Annotated in this window: 14 protein-coding genes; 12 read left to right on the top strand and 2 right to left on the bottom strand. The window is 62.9% G+C overall.

The annotated features are described in order from the left end of the window. Positions 1-98 precede the first annotated feature (98 nt). The 9 genes from M0D65_RS22065 to M0D65_RS22025 all read left to right on the top strand — a co-directional run bounded on the left by M0D65_RS22065 (position 99) and on the right by M0D65_RS22025 (position 9,113). Complete coding sequence (locus tag M0D65_RS22065) at positions 99-1,151, top strand: sugar ABC transporter substrate-binding protein (protein ID WP_266254559.1); 1,053 nt, start codon at positions 99-101, stop codon at positions 1,149-1,151. Continuing rightward, positions 1,148-2,671, top strand: coding sequence for a sugar ABC transporter ATP-binding protein (locus M0D65_RS22060; protein WP_266254558.1), 1,524 nt, complete (start codon positions 1,148-1,150; stop codon positions 2,669-2,671). The genes M0D65_RS22065 and M0D65_RS22060 overlap by 4 nt, the downstream gene beginning before the upstream one ends. Further along, positions 2,661-3,713 carry an ABC transporter permease gene (locus tag M0D65_RS22055; protein ID WP_266254557.1) on the top strand — a complete coding sequence of 351 codons (1,053 nt, stop codon included), beginning with the start codon at positions 2,661-2,663 and terminating at the stop codon, positions 3,711-3,713. Before M0D65_RS22060 ends, M0D65_RS22055 begins: the two co-directional genes overlap by 11 nt. A 50-nt stretch (positions 3,714-3,763) precedes the next feature. Continuing rightward, positions 3,764-4,087 (top strand): UxaA family hydrolase, encoded by a 324-nt coding sequence (locus M0D65_RS22050; RefSeq protein ID WP_266254556.1) that lies wholly within the window; start codon positions 3,764-3,766, stop codon positions 4,085-4,087. A gap of 28 nt (positions 4,088-4,115) precedes the next feature. Beyond that, a complete protein-coding gene (locus M0D65_RS22045) occupies positions 4,116-5,423 on the top strand; it encodes a UxaA family hydrolase (protein WP_091012362.1) in 1,308 nt (435 codons plus the stop codon). Between the two features lie 47 nt (positions 5,424-5,470). Beyond that, the gene (locus tag M0D65_RS22040; RefSeq protein ID WP_091012364.1) at positions 5,471-6,520 is read left to right on the top strand and encodes an aldo/keto reductase; all 1,050 of its coding nucleotides are present in this window, start codon (positions 5,471-5,473) and stop codon (positions 6,518-6,520) included. Continuing rightward, on the top strand, positions 6,492-7,358 hold the full coding sequence (locus M0D65_RS22035) for an amidohydrolase (protein WP_266254555.1): 867 nt from the start codon (positions 6,492-6,494) through the stop codon (positions 7,356-7,358). The genes M0D65_RS22040 and M0D65_RS22035 overlap by 29 nt, the downstream gene beginning before the upstream one ends. Before the next feature lie 82 nt (positions 7,359-7,440). Then, positions 7,441-8,184, top strand: coding sequence for an SDR family oxidoreductase (locus M0D65_RS22030; protein ID WP_266254554.1), 744 nt, complete (start codon positions 7,441-7,443; stop codon positions 8,182-8,184). A gap of 80 nt (positions 8,185-8,264) precedes the next feature. Next, entirely contained in the window at positions 8,265-9,113 is an 849-nt protein-coding gene (locus M0D65_RS22025) for an ureidoglycolate lyase (RefSeq protein WP_266254553.1), read from the top strand. A gap of 108 nt (positions 9,114-9,221) precedes the next feature. On the opposite strand, the gene M0D65_RS22020 is transcribed toward M0D65_RS22025, so the two are convergent. Next, on the bottom strand, positions 9,222-9,692 hold the full coding sequence (locus tag M0D65_RS22020) for a PaaI family thioesterase (RefSeq protein ID WP_091012373.1): 471 nt from the start codon (positions 9,690-9,692) through the stop codon (positions 9,222-9,224). A gap of 722 nt (positions 9,693-10,414) precedes the next feature. On the opposite strand from M0D65_RS22020, the gene M0D65_RS22015 reads away from it, so the two are divergent. Further along, entirely contained in the window at positions 10,415-10,711 is a 297-nt protein-coding gene (locus tag M0D65_RS22015) for a hypothetical protein (RefSeq protein WP_143098075.1), read from the top strand. Positions 10,712-10,737: 26 nt separating this feature from the next. On the opposite strand, the gene M0D65_RS22010 is transcribed toward M0D65_RS22015, so the two are convergent. Continuing rightward, positions 10,738-11,541: a lipid II flippase Amj family protein gene (locus M0D65_RS22010; RefSeq protein ID WP_266254552.1), complete on the bottom strand. Its 804-nt coding sequence runs from the start codon at positions 11,539-11,541 to the stop codon at positions 10,738-10,740. Between the two features lie 434 nt (positions 11,542-11,975). On the opposite strand from M0D65_RS22010, the gene M0D65_RS22005 reads away from it, so the two are divergent. Together M0D65_RS22005 and M0D65_RS22000 are read left to right on the top strand one after the other, a co-directional pair. After that, positions 11,976-13,094 (top strand): efflux RND transporter periplasmic adaptor subunit, encoded by a 1,119-nt coding sequence (locus tag M0D65_RS22005; protein ID WP_091012860.1) that lies wholly within the window; start codon positions 11,976-11,978, stop codon positions 13,092-13,094. A gap of 12 nt (positions 13,095-13,106) precedes the next feature. Further along, positions 13,107-16,172 (top strand): efflux RND transporter permease subunit, encoded by a 3,066-nt coding sequence (locus tag M0D65_RS22000; RefSeq protein ID WP_266254551.1) that lies wholly within the window; start codon positions 13,107-13,109, stop codon positions 16,170-16,172. Positions 16,173-16,175 lie beyond the last annotated feature (3 nt).

Raw genomic sequence — 16,175 nt, 5'->3', positions numbered from 1 at the left:
AATTTAACAACAACACGCAGGACGATGCACTGGTCAATCTGCCGGCCGGTTCACGCAGTACCCCGCAGTTCCCACAACGCGCAGATCAGGAGACAGACATGACATTCGCAAAAGGGCCGCGCACGGCTCGCCGTTCGGCATTACGCACCGTTTTATCGGCCGGTCTGGCCGCTGCATGCGTGGCGAGTTTTGCCGCCAGCGGCGCGGCTCAAGCCGCGGACATCGGCAAGGTTGGCCTCGGCCTGCCGCTGCTGACTTCGCCGTTCTGGGAGTCGTATAACAAGTATCTGCCGAAGTACGCGAAAGAGATGGGCATCGACATCCTCGCGCCGGTCAATTCGAATAACGACCCCGCGCAGCAGATCACCGACATGAACAATATGGTGAACCTCGGTGCGAAGGGCATCGTGGTTGGGCCGATCGATTCCGCCGCGATCAGCCGTGCGCTCGACAACGCCGCCGCGAAGGGCGTCAAGGTCGTCGCCGTCGATGTCGCGCCGACCCAGGGCACGGTTGCGATGGTGGTACGCGCCGACAACCACGCATATGGTGCGAACGCCTGCAAGTACATCGGCGAGCACGTGAAGTCGGGCAAGGTCGTGCAGATCATGGGCGATCTCGCATCGGTGAACGGTCGTGACCGCTCTGAAGCGTTTCGCGCCTGCCTGAAGAATTATCCGGGCCTGTCGTTGCTCGAAATTCCGGCTGCATGGAAGGGCGACGTCGCCGCGACCGCGCTCGACAGTCTGCTTACCGCGAATCCGGATGTGAAAGCGATCTATATGCAGGCGGGTGGCGTATATCTGTCGCCGACGCTGCAAACGCTGCGTCGCAAACAGATGCTGTTCCCCGCCGGCGATGCGAAGCACATCGTGATCGTCAGCAATGACGGCATTCCGCAGGAATACGACGCGATCCGCCGCGGCGACATCGATGCAACCATTTCGCAACCTGCCGATCTCTACGCGAAGTACGGCCTCTATTACATCAAGGCCGCGCTTGAAGGAAAGACCTTCAAGGCAGGTCCGACCGATCACGACAGCACGATCATCCAGTTGTCGCCGGGCGTGCTTGAAGACCAGTTGCCGGCGCCGCTCGTCACCAAGGCGAACGTCAACGACAAGAACCTGTGGGGCAATACGCTCAAATGAACGTGCCTGTAAGTGAAGCAGTGGCCGTGGTCGAAGCGCTTGGTGTCACGAAGCGCTTCGGTTCGACGGCTGCGCTGAACGACGTGAGCATCCGCGTGATGCCCGGCGAGTCGCATGCGCTCGTCGGGCGTAACGGGGCCGGCAAATCGACGCTGGTGTCGATACTGACCGGCCTGCGCAAACCTGATATCGGCGAGGTGCGGTTTGCCGGTACGGCCGCGCCGGTAATCGCCGATCGCGATGCTTGGCGCGAACGCGTGGCCTGCGTCTATCAGCATTCGACGATCATCCGCGACCTCACGGTGGCGGAGAATCTGTTTATCAACCGGCAACCGCAGCGACGCGGCGTGATCGACTGGAACGTGATGCGCCGCGATGCGCGCGCGTTGCTCGATCACTGGAAGATTGACGTGCGCGAAGATGCGCGCGCCGGCGATCTGACTGTCGAAGCGCGCCAACTGGTCGAGATTGCACGTGCGCTGTCGTATGGCGCGCGTTTCATCATTCTCGATGAACCTACTGCGCAACTCGATGGCGACGAGATCAAGCGGCTGTTTCGGCGTATCGACGAACTACAGCGCGAAGGTGTGACGTTTCTGTTCATCTCGCATCATTTGCAGGAGGTGTACGAGATCTGCCAGGCGGTGACGGTGTTGCGCGATGCGCGGCATATCGTCAGTGCGCCGGTATCGGCGTTGCCACGCGAACAACTGATCGAAGCGATGACCGGCGAACGCGGCGGCCTCGCAGTCGCCGATGCGGCGGGCCGTGCGGCATTGCCGGCTGGCACGCCGGTGGCGCTCGAACTCGCAGGGTTGTGCGGTGGCGATTACGAAGACGTGTCGTTCACGTTGAAGCGCGGCGAAGTAATCGGCCTCACAGGAGCGACGAGCAGCGGCCGTACCAGCGTTGCCGAAGCGATTGCCGGTCTGCGCCGGCCCCAGCGCGGCGAAATCCGCGTGGACGGTACCGCGTTGCCGCCGGGCGATGTGCCCGCGGCGCTCGCGCGCGGCATCGGTTGTGTGCCGAAAGATCGCCATCACGAAGGGCTCGTGCTGACGCAGTCGGTGGCGGAAAACGCCTCGATGACGATTGCACGGTTGCTCGGCCGGTTCGGCATTGCAACGCCCGCGAAGAAGAACGCGTTCGGCCAGAAGATGATCGAGGCGCTCGGAATCGTCGCACCCGGACCCGATCACGTCGTGTCCGGACTGTCGGGCGGCAATCAGCAGAAGGTCGTCATGGCCCGCGCACTGGCCACCAATCCCGACGTGCTCGTGCTGATCGATCCGACCGCTGGCGTCGATGTGAAATCGAAAGAAGCGTTACTAGCGGTCGTGCACCGCGTACGCGAGGAAGGCAAGGCGGTGCTCGTCGTATCCGGCGAACTCGACGACCTGCGCACCTGCGACCGTGTGCTCGTGATGTTCCGTGGCCGTATCGCGGCCGAATTTCCTGCAGGCTGGCAAGACCACGACCTGATCGCATCCGTTGAAGGAGTCAGTCTCCATGAAGAATAGTGTGCCAAGCCCCGCCTTTCCGGCGGGCCACGGGCAATCTGCGAACCCGGCGCAAGGCGCGGCGCGTCCCGCACGTCCGCGCATCGAGTTCGCCCGGCTGCGCGACCTCGCCCTGGTGCCGGCGCTGATCCTGCTGCTCGTGATCGGCGCGTTCGTGAATCCGAATTTCCTGACCAAAGCGAATTTGATTAGCGTGCTCGGTGCATCGGCGGCGCTTGCGCTGGTCGTACTCGCCGAATCGCTGATCGTGCTGACCGGCAAGTTCGATTTGTCGCTCGAATCGACGGTCGGTATCGCGCCGGCTGTCGGCGCAATGCTCGTTATGCCCGCTGCGTCCGCCGGTTTCGGCACGCAGTGGCCCGCGGCGATCGGTCTGCTTGCCATCGTCGCGGTGGGCGCGTTGATCGGCTTTATCAACGGTTTTCTCGTCGTGCGGCTGCGGCTGAATGCGTTCATCGTCACGCTCGCGATGCTGATCGTGCTGCGCGGCATGCTGGTCGGTGCAACCAAGGGCGGCACGCTGTTCGATATGCCGCCGTCGTTCTTCGAACTCGCCACCACGATCGTGTTCGGCCTGCCGTTGTCGGTGTGGCTCGCCGCCGCCGCGTTCGCGATTGCCGCGTTCATGCTGCGCTATCACCGGCTCGGCCGCGCGCTATATGCGATCGGCGGCAATCCGGAAGCGGCGCGCGCTGCGGGTATTCGCGTCGAACGCATCACATGGGGCGTGTTCGTGCTGGGCAGTGTGCTCGCGGCGCTCGGTGGGCTCGTGGTAACCGGCTATGTTGGCGCGATCAACGCGAACCAGGGCAACGGGATGATCTTCACGGTGTTCGCGGCGGCGGTGATCGGCGGCATTTCGCTCGACGGCGGCAAGGGCACGATGCTCGGCGCGCTGACCGGCGTGCTACTGCTCGGCATCGTGCAGAACATGTTGACGCTTGCGCAGGTGCCGTCGTTCTGGATTCAGGCGATCTACGGCGCGATCATTCTCGGCTCGCTGATGGTGGCGCGGCTCGCGAGTGGTGAAGGGCAGAACTGAGAACGCATAGCGCCGCCTCAGGCGGCGCACGCAATACGGGGAGAATTCTCTTGAGTAGTCTATCGAACACTGACACGCGTCTGATCCTGCTGAGCCCGCAGGACAACTGCCTGATCGCGGGGGCGCGGCTCGAAGCGGGTACGCAGGTCGACATCGAAGGCGAGCGCGTGACGCTCGTGAAGACCATCGAACTCGGCCACAAGGTTGCGCGCCGCGCGCTCGTCAAGGACGAGAAGGTGCTGCGCTACGGTGCGGTGATCGGCCATGTCAACGGACCGGTTGCGCGCGGCGAGCATCTGCATACGCACAACCTCGAAAGCGATTATCTGCCCACTTATACGCACGACGCGGGCCACGAATTCGTGCATCACTGAAGCGGCTTCGTGCCGTGCTGGAACGATCATGACTGACTCTTCCGTAGCAAATACCACCGCCGAACCGGTGCTGCAAGGCTGGTTGCGCAGCGATGGCCGCAAGGGTATCCGCAATGTCGTCGCGGTGGCCTATCTGGTCGAATGCGCGCATCACGTTGCGCGTGAAATTGTCACGCAGTTTCGCGAACCGCTCGATGCCTTCGACGATCCGCTTGCCGAACGCGAACCGCCCGTGCATCTGATCGGCTTTCCGGGCTGCTATCCGAACAGTTACGCGGAACGGATGCTGGAGCAGCTCACCACGCATCCGAATGTCGGTGCGGTGCTGTTCGTCTCGCTCGGTTGCGAGAGCATGAACAAGCATTACCTCGTCGACGTCGTGCGCGCGAGCGGGCGGCCGGTCGAGGTGCTGACCATTCAGGAAAAGGGCGGCACGCGCAGCACGATTCAATACGGTGTCGACTGGGTGCGCGATGCGCGCCGTCAGCTCGCGGCGCAGACCAAGGTGCCGATGGCGCTCAGTGAACTGATCATCGGGACGATTTGCGGCGGCTCCGACGGTACGAGCGGGATTACCGCCAATCCGGCGGTGGGCCGCGCCTTCGATCATCTGATCGAGGCGGGCGCGAGCTGTATTTTCGAAGAGACTGGCGAACTCGTCGGTTGCGAATTCCACATGAAGAGCCGTGCGGCGCGGCCCGAACTCGGCGATGCGATCGTCGAATGTGTCGCGAAGGCCGCGCGCTATTACTCGATTCTCGGTCATGGCAGTTTCGCGGTCGGTAATGCGGATGGCGGTTTGACGACGCAGGAAGAGAAATCGCTGGGTGCGTATGCGAAGAGCGGTGCGTCACCGATCGTCGGTATCATCAAACCGGGTGACGTCCCGCCTACCGGCGGGCTGTATCTGCTCGATGTCGTGCCGGACGGCGAACCGCGCTTCGGTTTTCCGAATATCAGCGACAACACCGAGATCGGTGAGCTGATTGCGTGTGGCGCGCACATCATTCTGTTTACGACGGGACGCGGCTCGGTGGTTGGCTCGGCGATTTCGCCGGTGATCAAGGTGTGCGCGAACCCGGCTACGTATCGCAATCTGTCAGGCGACATGGACGTCGACGCCGGGCGGATTCTCGAAGGTCGCGGCACGCTCGATGAAGTCGGGCGCGAGGTGTTCGATCAGACCGTGGCGATCGCACAGGGCGCGGCGTCGAAGTCGGAGTCGTTGGGGCATCAGGAATTTATCCTGGTGTACAAGACGTTCGAGCCGGTCGGGCCGGCTTGTTTGCCGTCGGGTGCGGTGCCGCGGCGTGTGGTTGAGATCGCGGCGCATTGAAGGGCGGGAGTGCGGCACCGCACTCTTCAATCTCGGAGACGGATGCAATGACAGAGGCTGGATCAACAACGACGCCCGCAGTCGCGCAGCGCCGCAACATCGGCCGGCGCGCGCTGCAGGTCAGCGGACTCGGGCTCGGTACCGCGCCGCTCGGCGGTTTGTACCGCGATTTATCGGAAGAAGAAGCACAGGCCACCGTCGATGCCGCCTGGAACGCGGGCGTGCGGCTCTTCGACACGGCGCCGCACTACGGCCATACCAAAGCCGAGCATCGCCTCGGTACCGCGTTGCGTCGCTATCCGCGTAGCGAATACGTGCTGTCGACCAAAGTGGGACGCCACTTCGTGCCGCGCGTTACACCGTACGACGGCAGCGAAGGCTGGCAGAACCCGCTGCCGTTCGAAGCGCACTACGACTACACGCGCGAAGGCATCCTGCGTTCGTTCGAAGACAGCCAGCAGCGTCTCGGCATGGTCGATATCGACATCCTGCTCATCCATGACATCGGTCGTGTCACGCATGGCGAGCGCAACGCGCACTACTGGAACCAGCTCACAGCGGGCGGCGGCTTTCGCGCGCTCGACGACCTGCGTACGGCCGGTGCGGTGAAGGCAGTCGGTCTCGGCGTCAACGAAGGCGCGGCGATTCTCGAAACGATGGCGGAGTTCGACATTGATTGCGCGTTGCTTGCGGGCCGCTACACGCTGCTCGAACAGGCGACGCTCGACGACCTGTTGCCTGCCTGCACTGCACGCAATGTGAGCATCCTGCTGGGCGGCGCGTTCAATTCGGGGATTCTTGCGCGTGGCGTGCAGGGCGATCTGAAGTTCAACTATGGCGAGGCGCCGCCTGAGATCATCGCGCGTGTCGCGCGGCTCGAAGCGGTCTGCAAGAGCTGCGACGTGCCGCTCGCTGCGGCGGCGCTGCAGTTTCCGTATGCGCATCCGGCGATCGCCTCGGTGCTCACCGGTGCGCGTAGCCCCGCCGAATTGCATGAAAACGTCGCATCGTTCGAACGCCCGATTCCTGTGGAGTTGTGGCAAAAGCTCCGCGAAGAAGGGCTGATCGATGCGCGTGCGCCGGTGCCGGGAGTCTGACGTGACGACGCAGATCGATGCGCACCAGCACTACTGGGACCCCGCGCGCGACGACTACGGCTGGCTCACGCCCGATCTTGCGGCGCTCTATCGCCGTTTCGGTCCCGCAGATCTCGCGCCGCTACGCGAACGCGCGGGCGTTTCGCGTACTGTCGTTGTGCAGGCCGCAGCAACCGTCGATGAAACCCGCTATTTGCTCGCACTTGCGCGCGATGAAGCTTCGATTGCGGGCGTGGTCGGCTGGGTGCCGATGTTGCTGCCGGACACACCGGCGCTGATCGGCGAGCTGGCTGCACAGCCGAAATTCAAGGGCGTGCGCCCGATGCTGCAGGATATCCCCGACGACGACTGGATTGCGAACCCCGAACTCGCGCCCGCCGTGGATGCGTTGATCGCACACGATCTCGCATTCGACGCATTGATCTTCGCGCGCCACGTCGCGCCGCTCGAAATCTTCGCAACGCGGTTTCCGGACCTGCGCATCGTCGTCGATCACGGTGCGAAACCGCCGGTCCGCGACGGCGCGGCAGGCTTGCAACCGTGGGCCGATGGGATCGAGCGGCTCGCGCGTCTGCCGAACGTACATTGCAAGGTGTCGGGTCTCGCCACCGAAGCGTCGCACGACTGGACCAAAGCCAGCTTGCAGCCATATGTTGCGCATCTGCTCGCGAGCTTTGGCGCCGGGCGCCTGATGTGGGGCAGCGACTGGCCGGTGCTGAATCTGAACGGCGATTATCTGCAGTGGCATGCTGTGGCGAGCGAGCTGCTTGGCGCATTGCCGGATGCGCAGCGCGACGCGATATTCGGCGCGAACGCGGCGGCGTTTTATCGCCTGTGACCATAAAATGCCCGCAGCACGCAGGTGAGCGCACGCTGCAATACCGGGTATGACGCAAACGCTATTTCAACTGGAGCCGTAGATGATACAAAGACTGGCCGGCAAGACGGCCTTGATTACCGCCGCCGGGCAAGGCATCGGACTCGCGACGGCTGAACTGTTCGCCCGTGAAGGCGCCCGCGTGATCGCGACCGACCTGCGTATCGATGGTCTCGCCGGCAAGCCGGTCGAGGCGCGCAAGCTCGACGTGCGCGATGGTGCGGCCATTACGGCGCTGGCCGCCGAACTCGGCGCAATCGACGTGCTGTTCAACTGCGCGGGCTATGTGCACGCCGGGTCGATTCTCGAAGCGAGCGAAGAAGATTGGGACTTCGCGTTCGATCTGAACGCGAAGGCGATGTACCGGACCATCCGCGCGTTTCTACCGGCGATGCTGGAGAAGGGCGGTGGTTCGATCATCAATATGTCGTCGGCGGCATCGAGCGTGAAGGGTGTGCCGAACCGCTTCGTGTATGGCGCGTCGAAGGCTGCGGTGATCGGACTGACGAAGGCCGTCGCTGCAGACTTCGTCACACGTGGTGTACGCTGTAACGCGATCTGCCCGGGCACTGTTCATTCGCCGTCGCTCGAACAGCGGATCGCCGCGCAGGCGGCCGCGCAGAACGCCTCGGTCGACGCGGTTCAGGCTGCATTCGTCGCACGCCAGCCGATGGGCCGGGTCGGCAAGCCCGAGGAAATCGCGGCGCTTGCGCTGTATCTGGCCTCGGACGAATCTGCGTTCACGACCGGCCAGGCACATGTGATCGACGGCGGCTGGTCGAACTAAGAGAGCTGGCAGCACTGGCGGACAGACCGCGCACAGGTTGTTGTTACTGGACACACATTGGATAAAGAGGAAGTGCCACGATGAAGCTGCTTCGTTATGGACCGAAAGGTCAGGAAAAGCCCGGCCTGCTCGACGCGCAAGGCAGGATTCGCGATCTGTCGAAGGTGGTGGACGATATCGACGGCGACGCGCTGACCGATGCCGGTCTCGCCAAACTGCGCGCGCTGGACCTGGATTCGCTGCCGGTGGTGGAAGGCAATCCGCGCATCGGGCCGTGTGTCGGCAAGATCGGCAAGTTCGTCTGCATCGGCCTGAACTACGCCGACCACGCCGCCGAATCGAACCTGCCCGTGCCGCCCGAACCGGTCGTGTTCAACAAATGGACGAGCGCGATCACGGGGCCGAACGACGGCGTCGAAATTCCGCGCGGCTCGAAGAAGACCGACTGGGAAGTCGAACTCGGCGTCGTGATCGGCAAGCCGGCTAAATACGTCGATGAAGCGAACGCACTCGACTACGTCGCGGGCTACTGCGTGATCAACGACGTGTCGGAACGCGAATGGCAGATCGAGCGCGCCGGCCAGTGGGACAAGGGCAAAGGCTTCGACACGTTCGGCCCGATCGGCCCGTGGGTTGTGACACGCGATGAAGTTGCCGATCCGCAGAATCTCTCGCTGTGGCTCGAAGTGGACGGCCACCGCTACCAGAACGGCAGCACGAAGACGATGGTGTTCGGCGTCGCGAAGCTCGTGTCGTATCTGTCGCAGTGTATGAGCCTGCAACCTGGCGATGTCATCTCGACCGGCACGCCGCCGGGCGTCGGCATGGGTGTGAAGCCGGAAGCTGTGTATCTGAAGCCGGGTCAGACGATTCGACTTGGCATTGAAGGGCTTGGCGAGCAGCAGCAGCGCACGTACGCGGCGGAGTAACGCTGCAGGGTGCTCGCGTACTTCTTCATGCACAACGAACTGGCCGCCGCGAGGCGGCCTTTTTGTTGTCCGCTCGATCCCTCGAACACCACGTTGACTAGCGTGGCCTCAAGTCGCTTGCCCCGTGCTATCCACCGAAGGCGCCCACCCCGGCGCACTGGTTTCCGTTCCGTCGCCGACCCGGTCGACGGTGCCCTGCGCGACGGCGATCAGCCGTTCGTCGTGGTCGTCTATCACGAACAGGTTGCACTGACAGGTCGCGTGATGTCGTCCCGCGTAAACGACCTGCGCGCGTGCCACCAGCGTGCCGCGCACGGCAGGGCGCAGATAGTTGATCTTGTATTCGCCCATGACGACCCGCGGCCCGAGCGCCAGCGCGCCGGCGAACGTCAGCGCGTTGTCCGCCAGATAGCTGATAACGCCGCCATGCACGAAGCCGTGTTGCTGCTTCAGTTCGTCGCGGATCATCAGACATAGCGTCAGTTCTTGCGTGCCGACGTGTACCAGTTCGGCACCGAGCAGCACGCTGAACGGCTGTGCGTGCAACGCGCCGCGCGCGCGATCGAGAAGATCTGTCATCGCCGGTTCCTTCGGGCTGAGCCCGCACTGGTTCTACCCACTCTAGGAAGCAGCGGCGCGGAGTCAAGGTAAATCGAAGAAATCGCTGCTGAACTGTTGCGCGAAACAATGCAAATCCGAACGGCGGCTACACCGATTTTATGGCCTTTGCAAGAGGGCGAAAAAGCCGTTGGTGCCCGGTATGATCGCGTCGACATCGGCCCGGGTATGCAGTGTGGTTCGACTTCGGCACGAGCGAGTCGACCGGCAACCTTCGATCGATTGAGCGCGGGATTCAAACATTTCAGCCAATCGCGCTGGCCACCATTTCGCGTGCCGACGGTCGTTCGATCGCGGCAACGCGGCGCGGGGAGACCACCAGCTGAACTGAAATGGGAGACAGAGCCTATGCAGTGGGCAAACCGGGTTGCGTGGTCAATCCTTGCTGTCTCTGTTCTTGCGTGCCTGTGTCTGCTCGCTTACGTCGTACACGGATGGGGAACTGAGCGCCATACGTACGTGCCGTCTGTAACCACGCTCGCGAACGTGCCCGACGGTTTGACGCATACCGGGCCGGCGCGAACTGCGGATCCTCAGAATTCGGGGTGGTGATGAGGAATTGGTCCACGAACTCACCTGCGGCCAGTCGAAGACGGAGTGACGCCATGGCAGTCGAAGCGCATAGACGCAGACACGTGACAAGGTTCGACGTCGTGGATCTGACGCCACGATGGACGGTCCTGATGCCGATACTGATTTCGGCCATCGAGCATGGCACGGAAACGGGCAGAGAGAACGCGCGACGCAATCTCCACAAGCTGGCCGACAAAGTGGACTCGGCGCAGCAGCTGCAACGACGTGTGCGGGCTGCGCTCGACCGTCTGACAAGAGTCTGGCCCACCCGGCACGATGCCCTGAGCCCAGAAGAGCGCGCCGCTCTGGCGGAAGCGGTCGAAGTGCTGACGCTGACCGCTGCGGAGGTCGTGCGTGTGGCGCACCCCGACGATATCGTCGACGAGAGCGGGTGTATCAATAGCTAGCCGGTATTCCGCGCGGCGGGGTGCGCTTAAATTGCTTCAGCCACCCGCACAATCACCAGCGCCGCCGGCACCAGCATTGCCTGTGCGAGCAGTGTCCCGACGAACCGCGCCCCAATCAACGTCGTAATCGCCCGCCGAAAGCGATTCTCGGTGACGCGTCCTTCGATCACGTCATCGGTCATGACCGAGATCTGCGGATCGATGACAACGGTAAGCACGATCGTCGCAAAGCCGTTGACGACCGCAGAAAGATTCGCACATGTCACACGCAACTCCGGCTTCAGGAAGCCCGCATACAGCGACGCGAATACGCCGACCGTCCAGAGCGCCATCGCCAGCACATTCAGCACGACGACTTTCCACGACACGCCGGCACCGGCGGGCAACTGCGTCACGTTGGCCGCTGCCGGCAGACTCACACCGTCGCGCAGCCACGACAGTCCACCGCGACTGAACGCATGCAGCACGAGCCGCGGCATCGAGCGATGCGCATGAAAGTGCACGACCGCCCGGCTGAAGTAACGCTGAAACGTCGGGACCAGAATCGCACCGATCACTGTCGCGAGCGTTGCCGCGAGCAGGAACAGGCGGAAGTCTCCGAGCATGTTCTGTTCGATGTGATGCGCGAGCCCTTCTTCGACACGCTTCGCGAGCAGCGGTCCCTGAAACGAGTTCGCCGTGCGCGACACGAGCGCGATGATGCCGAACAGCGCAAACGAAACCGCGATGCGGCGTGTCCGCACACCGGCAATGCGCACCGCGTACGCAAGCGTGGCGATGACGTGGATGACGAACGTCAGTGCGCAGATGGCCAGCAGTTGAATGTCCATGGTCGGGATCGAAGTGATGGGGTGAGGCACGCATGACTGTATAGGAGGGTCGCGGCGCGCAACGCGAGTCTATTCTGTCACCTCGCGTAATAGATTCTTGACGAAAGGAACGGTGATCGCTTGTAACGTGCGCCGCCCGCTGCCGGAATGCATCGTGCATCGTCGGAATGAAAGGCTTTTGTTATCGACGTGACGCCGAACGGGCACACCGTTCGCGCGACGATGAGCCACACTTATGTGCCAAAAATCGGCGCCCGATCGTTCAGCTAATCGAAGGAAACCTGTCAATCTGTCAGTAATATTTCGAGACCGCCGAAACAGCCCACGTAACGCGTTCGCGCAGTTCTTCGTGACATCCTCCGGCCCATCGATGACAGAACGGCGCCGCGCTGCAGGCGATGCCGTTCATGTCCAGGTTTCCGCACGAGGGGTTCATGAAGAGAAGGCATATCGGCTGGGCGATCGTCGTCCTGGTAGTGGTGGTCCTTGCGGTGTGGTTCTTTCATTTCCGCCATCCGGCCAGCAAGCAAGCCGCGCCGGCACCGGGCACGCCGGTCTCCGCGGTGGCGACGAAACTTGCCGATGTCCCTGTCTATATCGATTCGCTCGGCACTGTCACGCCGACGCGCTCGGTCACGGTCATCACCCAGGTCAACGGGATTCTCGATAGCGTCGACTTCAAGGAAGGCCAGGTTGTTCGCAAAGGCCAGACCATCGCGCATATCGACTCGCGCAGCCTCGAAGCGCAGCTCGTGCAGGCGCAGGGCACGCTGGTGCACGACCAGGCATCGCTGGCGAATGCGCGTCTGGACCTGCAGCGCTACCGTCAGTTGATCAAGGCCGGTTCGATCACGCAGCAGACGCTCGATACCCAGGTCGCCACCGTCAATGAAGACGAAGGCACCGTCAAAGCCGACACCGGGAACGTGCAGAACCTGCAGGTGCAGGTCAGCTATTGCACGATCACGTCGCCGGTGGATGGAGTGGTGGGTCTGCGGCTCGTCGATCCGGGCAACTATGTGACTACGGCGAGCACGACCGGCATCGCGGTGATCACGCAGCTGCAACCGGCCACGGTCGTCTATGCGGTGCCGGAGGACTACCTCGGCCAGATCCACAAGGCGATGACGCGCGGTGCGGTGCCGGTGCTTGCCTACGATCGCGACAAGAAGACCTTGCTCGCGCAGGGCACGTTGCTCGCGCTCGACAATCAGGTTGATACGTCCACCGGCACGGTGAAGGTCAAGGCCGAATTCCCGCAATCGGGCGATACGCTGTTTCCGAATCAGTTCGTCAACGCACGGATGCAGGCCGATACGCTGCAGCAGGTTCCGGTCGTGCCGACCTCGGCGATCCAGCACGGCAGCAGCGGCGACTTCGTGTTTATCGTTGGCGCGGGCAACAAGGTTGCGCTACGCAACGTGAAGGTCGGCCCCGTGAGCGGCGATAACACGGCGATTCTCGACGGCGGCGTGAAAGCCGGCGAACAGGTCGTCACCGACGGCGCAGACAAGCTCGACAACGGCTCGCGTGTGCGCGTCGTCTCGCACTAGCGGGCGCGTCCAATGAATATTTCGCGTCCCTTTATCGAGCGACCGATTGCGACGTCGCTGCTGATGATCGCGCTGTTGCTCGCGGGTCTGCTCGGCTATCACCTGCTGCCGGTATCCGCGTTGCCGGAAGTCGACTATCCGACGATCCAGGTCTACACCCAGTATCCGGGCGCGAGCCCCGACGTGAGCAGCTCGTCGATCACCTCGCCGCTCGAACGTCAGTTCGGCCAGATGCCGGGCCTCAAGACAATGAACTCGACGAGTTCGAACGGCGTGTCGGTGATCACACTGCAGTTCGATCTCGCGTTGTCGCTCGACGTTGCCGAACAGGAAGTACAAGCGGCGATCAACGCGTCGGCGAGTTTTCTGCCAGCGAACCTGCCGTATCCGCCGGTCTACAGCAAGGTCAACCCGGCCGATGCGCCGGTGCTGACGCTGTCGTTGACGTCCGGCGTGCTGCCGCTCACGAAGATCGAAGATCTGGCCGATACGCGGCTCGCACAGAAGATCTCGCAGATCTCCGGCGTAGGCCTCGTCACGATCAGCGGCGGGCAGCGGCCCGCGGTGCGCATCGAAACGAATTCGGGCGCGCTGAACTCGCTCGGCATGTCGCTCGACGACGTGCGTACCGCGCTCGGCAATGCCAACGTCAACCAGGCGAAGGGCAATCTGGACGGCAAGTACCAGGCGTATTCGATCGGCGCGAACGACCAGCTTCAATCGGCTGCCGACTATGCGGACCTCGTGATCGCGTACAAAAACGGTGCACCGATTCGCCTCACGCAGATTGCGAAATCGATCGACGGGGCAGAGGACACGCGCCAGGCGGCATGGACCGGCAAGACGCCGGCGATCATATTGAACATCCAGCGCCAGCCGGGCGCCAACGTGATCGACGTAGTCGACCGCGTGCAGAAGCTGCTGCCGCAGCTTCGCGCGAGCCTGCCCGCTACGTTGAAGGTCGACGTGCTGACCGACCGCACACAGACGATCCGCGCGTCGGTCACCGACGTCGAGTACGAACTCGGCGTGGCCGTTGCGCTGGTCGTGATGGTGATCTTCCTGTTCCTGCGTAACGTGCCGGCCACCGTGATTCCGGCCGTTACCGTACCGCTCTCGCTGATCGGCACACTCGCGGTCGCGTGGGGGCTCGGCTTCTCGCTGAACAACCTGACGTTGATGTCGCTCACCATCGCCACCGGTTTCGTCGTCGACGATGCGATCGTGATGATCGAGAACATCACGCGCTACATCGAAGAAGGCGAAGCGCCGCTCGCGGCGGCGTTGAAAGGCGCGAAGCAGATCGGCTTCACGATCATCTCGCTGTCGGTGTCGCTGATCGCGGTGATGATTCCGTTGCTGTTCATGGGCGATGTGGTGGGGCGTTTGTTCCGCGAGTTCGCGCTGACGCTCGCCATCGCGATCGTGCTGTCGGCGATCGTGTCGCTGACGCTCACACCGATGATGTGCTCGCGGATGCTGAAGGAGCACGAAGGCGAGCGCCGCGTCGACTTCTTCGACCGCGTGAACCGGCGCTATGAGCAGGGTCTCGACTGGGTGCTCGGGCATCGCGGGCTGACGTTGATCTCGGTCGGTGTGACGGCGGCGCTGACGTTCCTGATCCTGATGCTGATGCCGAAGGGCTTCTTCCCCGAACAGGACACCGGGCTGATCGAAGGGATTTCGCAGGCGGCACCGTCGATCTCGTTCAGCCACATGGTCGAGAAACAGCAGCAACTGGTCGCGCAGATCATGAAAGACCCGGCCGTCGAGAGTCTGTCGTCGTTCGTCGGTATCAACCAGACGAGCCCGACGCTGAACCAGGGCAGCGTGCTGATCAACCTGAAGGACAAAGGCGATCGCGATAGCAGCGCCGCGGTGATCCGCCGTCTTGCAGATGTGACCGCGAATAATGCCGGCATGAAGCTGTTTCTGCATCCGGTGCAGGACTTGACGCTCGACGACACGATTTCGACGACCAGCTACCGCGTGGGCTTGCAGGCTACCGACCCGACGGTGCTGACCCAGTGGACCCAGAAGCTGATCGCCGCGCTGAAGCAGGACCCCGCATTCGCCGATGTGCAGAGCCAGGCGTTGCAGGAGGGCAACCAGATTCAGCTGACCTTCGACCGCGATACCGCATCGCGCCTCGGCGTTACGCCGCAGGCAATCGACGACGTGCTGTACGACGCGTTCGGCCAGCGTCAGGTGTCGACGATCTACACGCAGCTCAACCAGTACCACGTCGTGCTGACCGCCGATCGCAGTGCCGACGATCTGGGCCATCTGCTGTCCGGGCTGTATGTCGATACGTCGTCGGGCGATGTTGCACCGCTGGCATCGATGGCGACGATGAAGATCATTCCGTCGCCGGTGACGATCAACCGCCAGGGGCAGTTCCCCTACGCCGACGTGTCGTTCAATCTTGCGCCCGGCTACACGCTCGGCACGGCGTTGACACACCTGCAAGACGTTGAGTCGAAGATCAGCTTGCCCACGACCGTACAGGCTACGCTCGAAGGATCGGCAGCAACGTTCGAGCAGTCGCTATCGAACGAGGCGTACCTGGTGCTGGCAGCGATCATCGTCGTCTACCTGATGCTCGGCATTTTGTACGAGAGCTTTATCCATCCGGTCACAATCCTGTCGACGCTGCCCTCCGCCGCGTTGGGTGCACTACTCGCACTCGTGATTACCGGCACGCAGTTCGACATCATCGGCTTGATCGGTATCGTGCTGCTGATCGGCATCGTGATGAAGAACGCGATCATGATGATCGACTTCGCGCTCGAGCTCGAGCGTAACGAAGGGCTGCCACCGGTCGAGGCGATTCGCCGCGCCGCCGGCCTGCGCTTCCGCCCGATCCTGATGACGACGATGGCCTCGCTCTTCGGTGCGCTGCCGCTCGCGTTCGGTACCGGGATGGGTTCGGAGCTGCGCCATCCGCTCGGCATCGCGATTATCGGCGGGTTGCTTGTGAGCCAGCTGCTTACGCTGTTCTCGACGCCGGTGATCTACCTGGCGATGCATCGTGTCGAAAGCTACTTCAGTCGACGCGCACAGCCCGCGATGGAGTGACGT

This window comes from Paraburkholderia sp. CHISQ3 (assembly GCF_030464945.1).
In the GTDB taxonomy this organism is placed as follows: Bacteria; Pseudomonadota; Gammaproteobacteria; order Burkholderiales; family Burkholderiaceae; genus Paraburkholderia; species Paraburkholderia megapolitana.
This window is presented reverse-complemented; position numbering and strand designations above follow the sequence as displayed.

Excerpts from the sequence above, each read along its gene's own strand:
- M0D65_RS22065 (WP_266254559.1), top strand. The coding sequence starts at position 99 with ATGACATTCGCAAAAGGGCCGCGCACGGCTCGCCGTTCGGCATTACGC.
- M0D65_RS22060 (WP_266254558.1), top strand. The coding sequence starts at position 1,148 with ATGAACGTGCCTGTAAGTGAAGCAGTGGCCGTGGTCGAAGCGCTTGGT.
- M0D65_RS22055 (WP_266254557.1), top strand. The coding sequence starts at position 2,661 with ATGAAGAATAGTGTGCCAAGCCCCGCCTTTCCGGCGGGCCACGGGCAA.
- M0D65_RS22045 (WP_091012362.1), top strand. The coding sequence starts at position 4,116 with ATGACTGACTCTTCCGTAGCAAATACCACCGCCGAACCGGTGCTGCAA.
- M0D65_RS22040 (WP_091012364.1), top strand. The coding sequence starts at position 5,471 with ATGACAGAGGCTGGATCAACAACGACGCCCGCAGTCGCGCAGCGCCGC.
- M0D65_RS22035 (WP_266254555.1), top strand. The coding sequence starts at position 6,492 with ATGCGCGTGCGCCGGTGCCGGGAGTCTGACGTGACGACGCAGATCGAT.
- M0D65_RS22030 (WP_266254554.1), top strand. The coding sequence starts at position 7,441 with ATGATACAAAGACTGGCCGGCAAGACGGCCTTGATTACCGCCGCCGGG.
- M0D65_RS22025 (WP_266254553.1), top strand. The coding sequence starts at position 8,265 with ATGAAGCTGCTTCGTTATGGACCGAAAGGTCAGGAAAAGCCCGGCCTG.
- M0D65_RS22020 (WP_091012373.1), bottom strand. The coding sequence starts at position 9,692 with ATGACAGATCTTCTCGATCGCGCGCGCGGCGCGTTGCACGCACAGCCG.
- M0D65_RS22015 (WP_143098075.1), top strand. The coding sequence starts at position 10,415 with ATGCCGATACTGATTTCGGCCATCGAGCATGGCACGGAAACGGGCAGA.
- M0D65_RS22010 (WP_266254552.1), bottom strand. The coding sequence starts at position 11,541 with ATGGACATTCAACTGCTGGCCATCTGCGCACTGACGTTCGTCATCCAC.
- M0D65_RS22005 (WP_091012860.1), top strand. The coding sequence starts at position 11,976 with ATGAAGAGAAGGCATATCGGCTGGGCGATCGTCGTCCTGGTAGTGGTG.
- M0D65_RS22000 (WP_266254551.1), top strand. The coding sequence starts at position 13,107 with ATGAATATTTCGCGTCCCTTTATCGAGCGACCGATTGCGACGTCGCTG.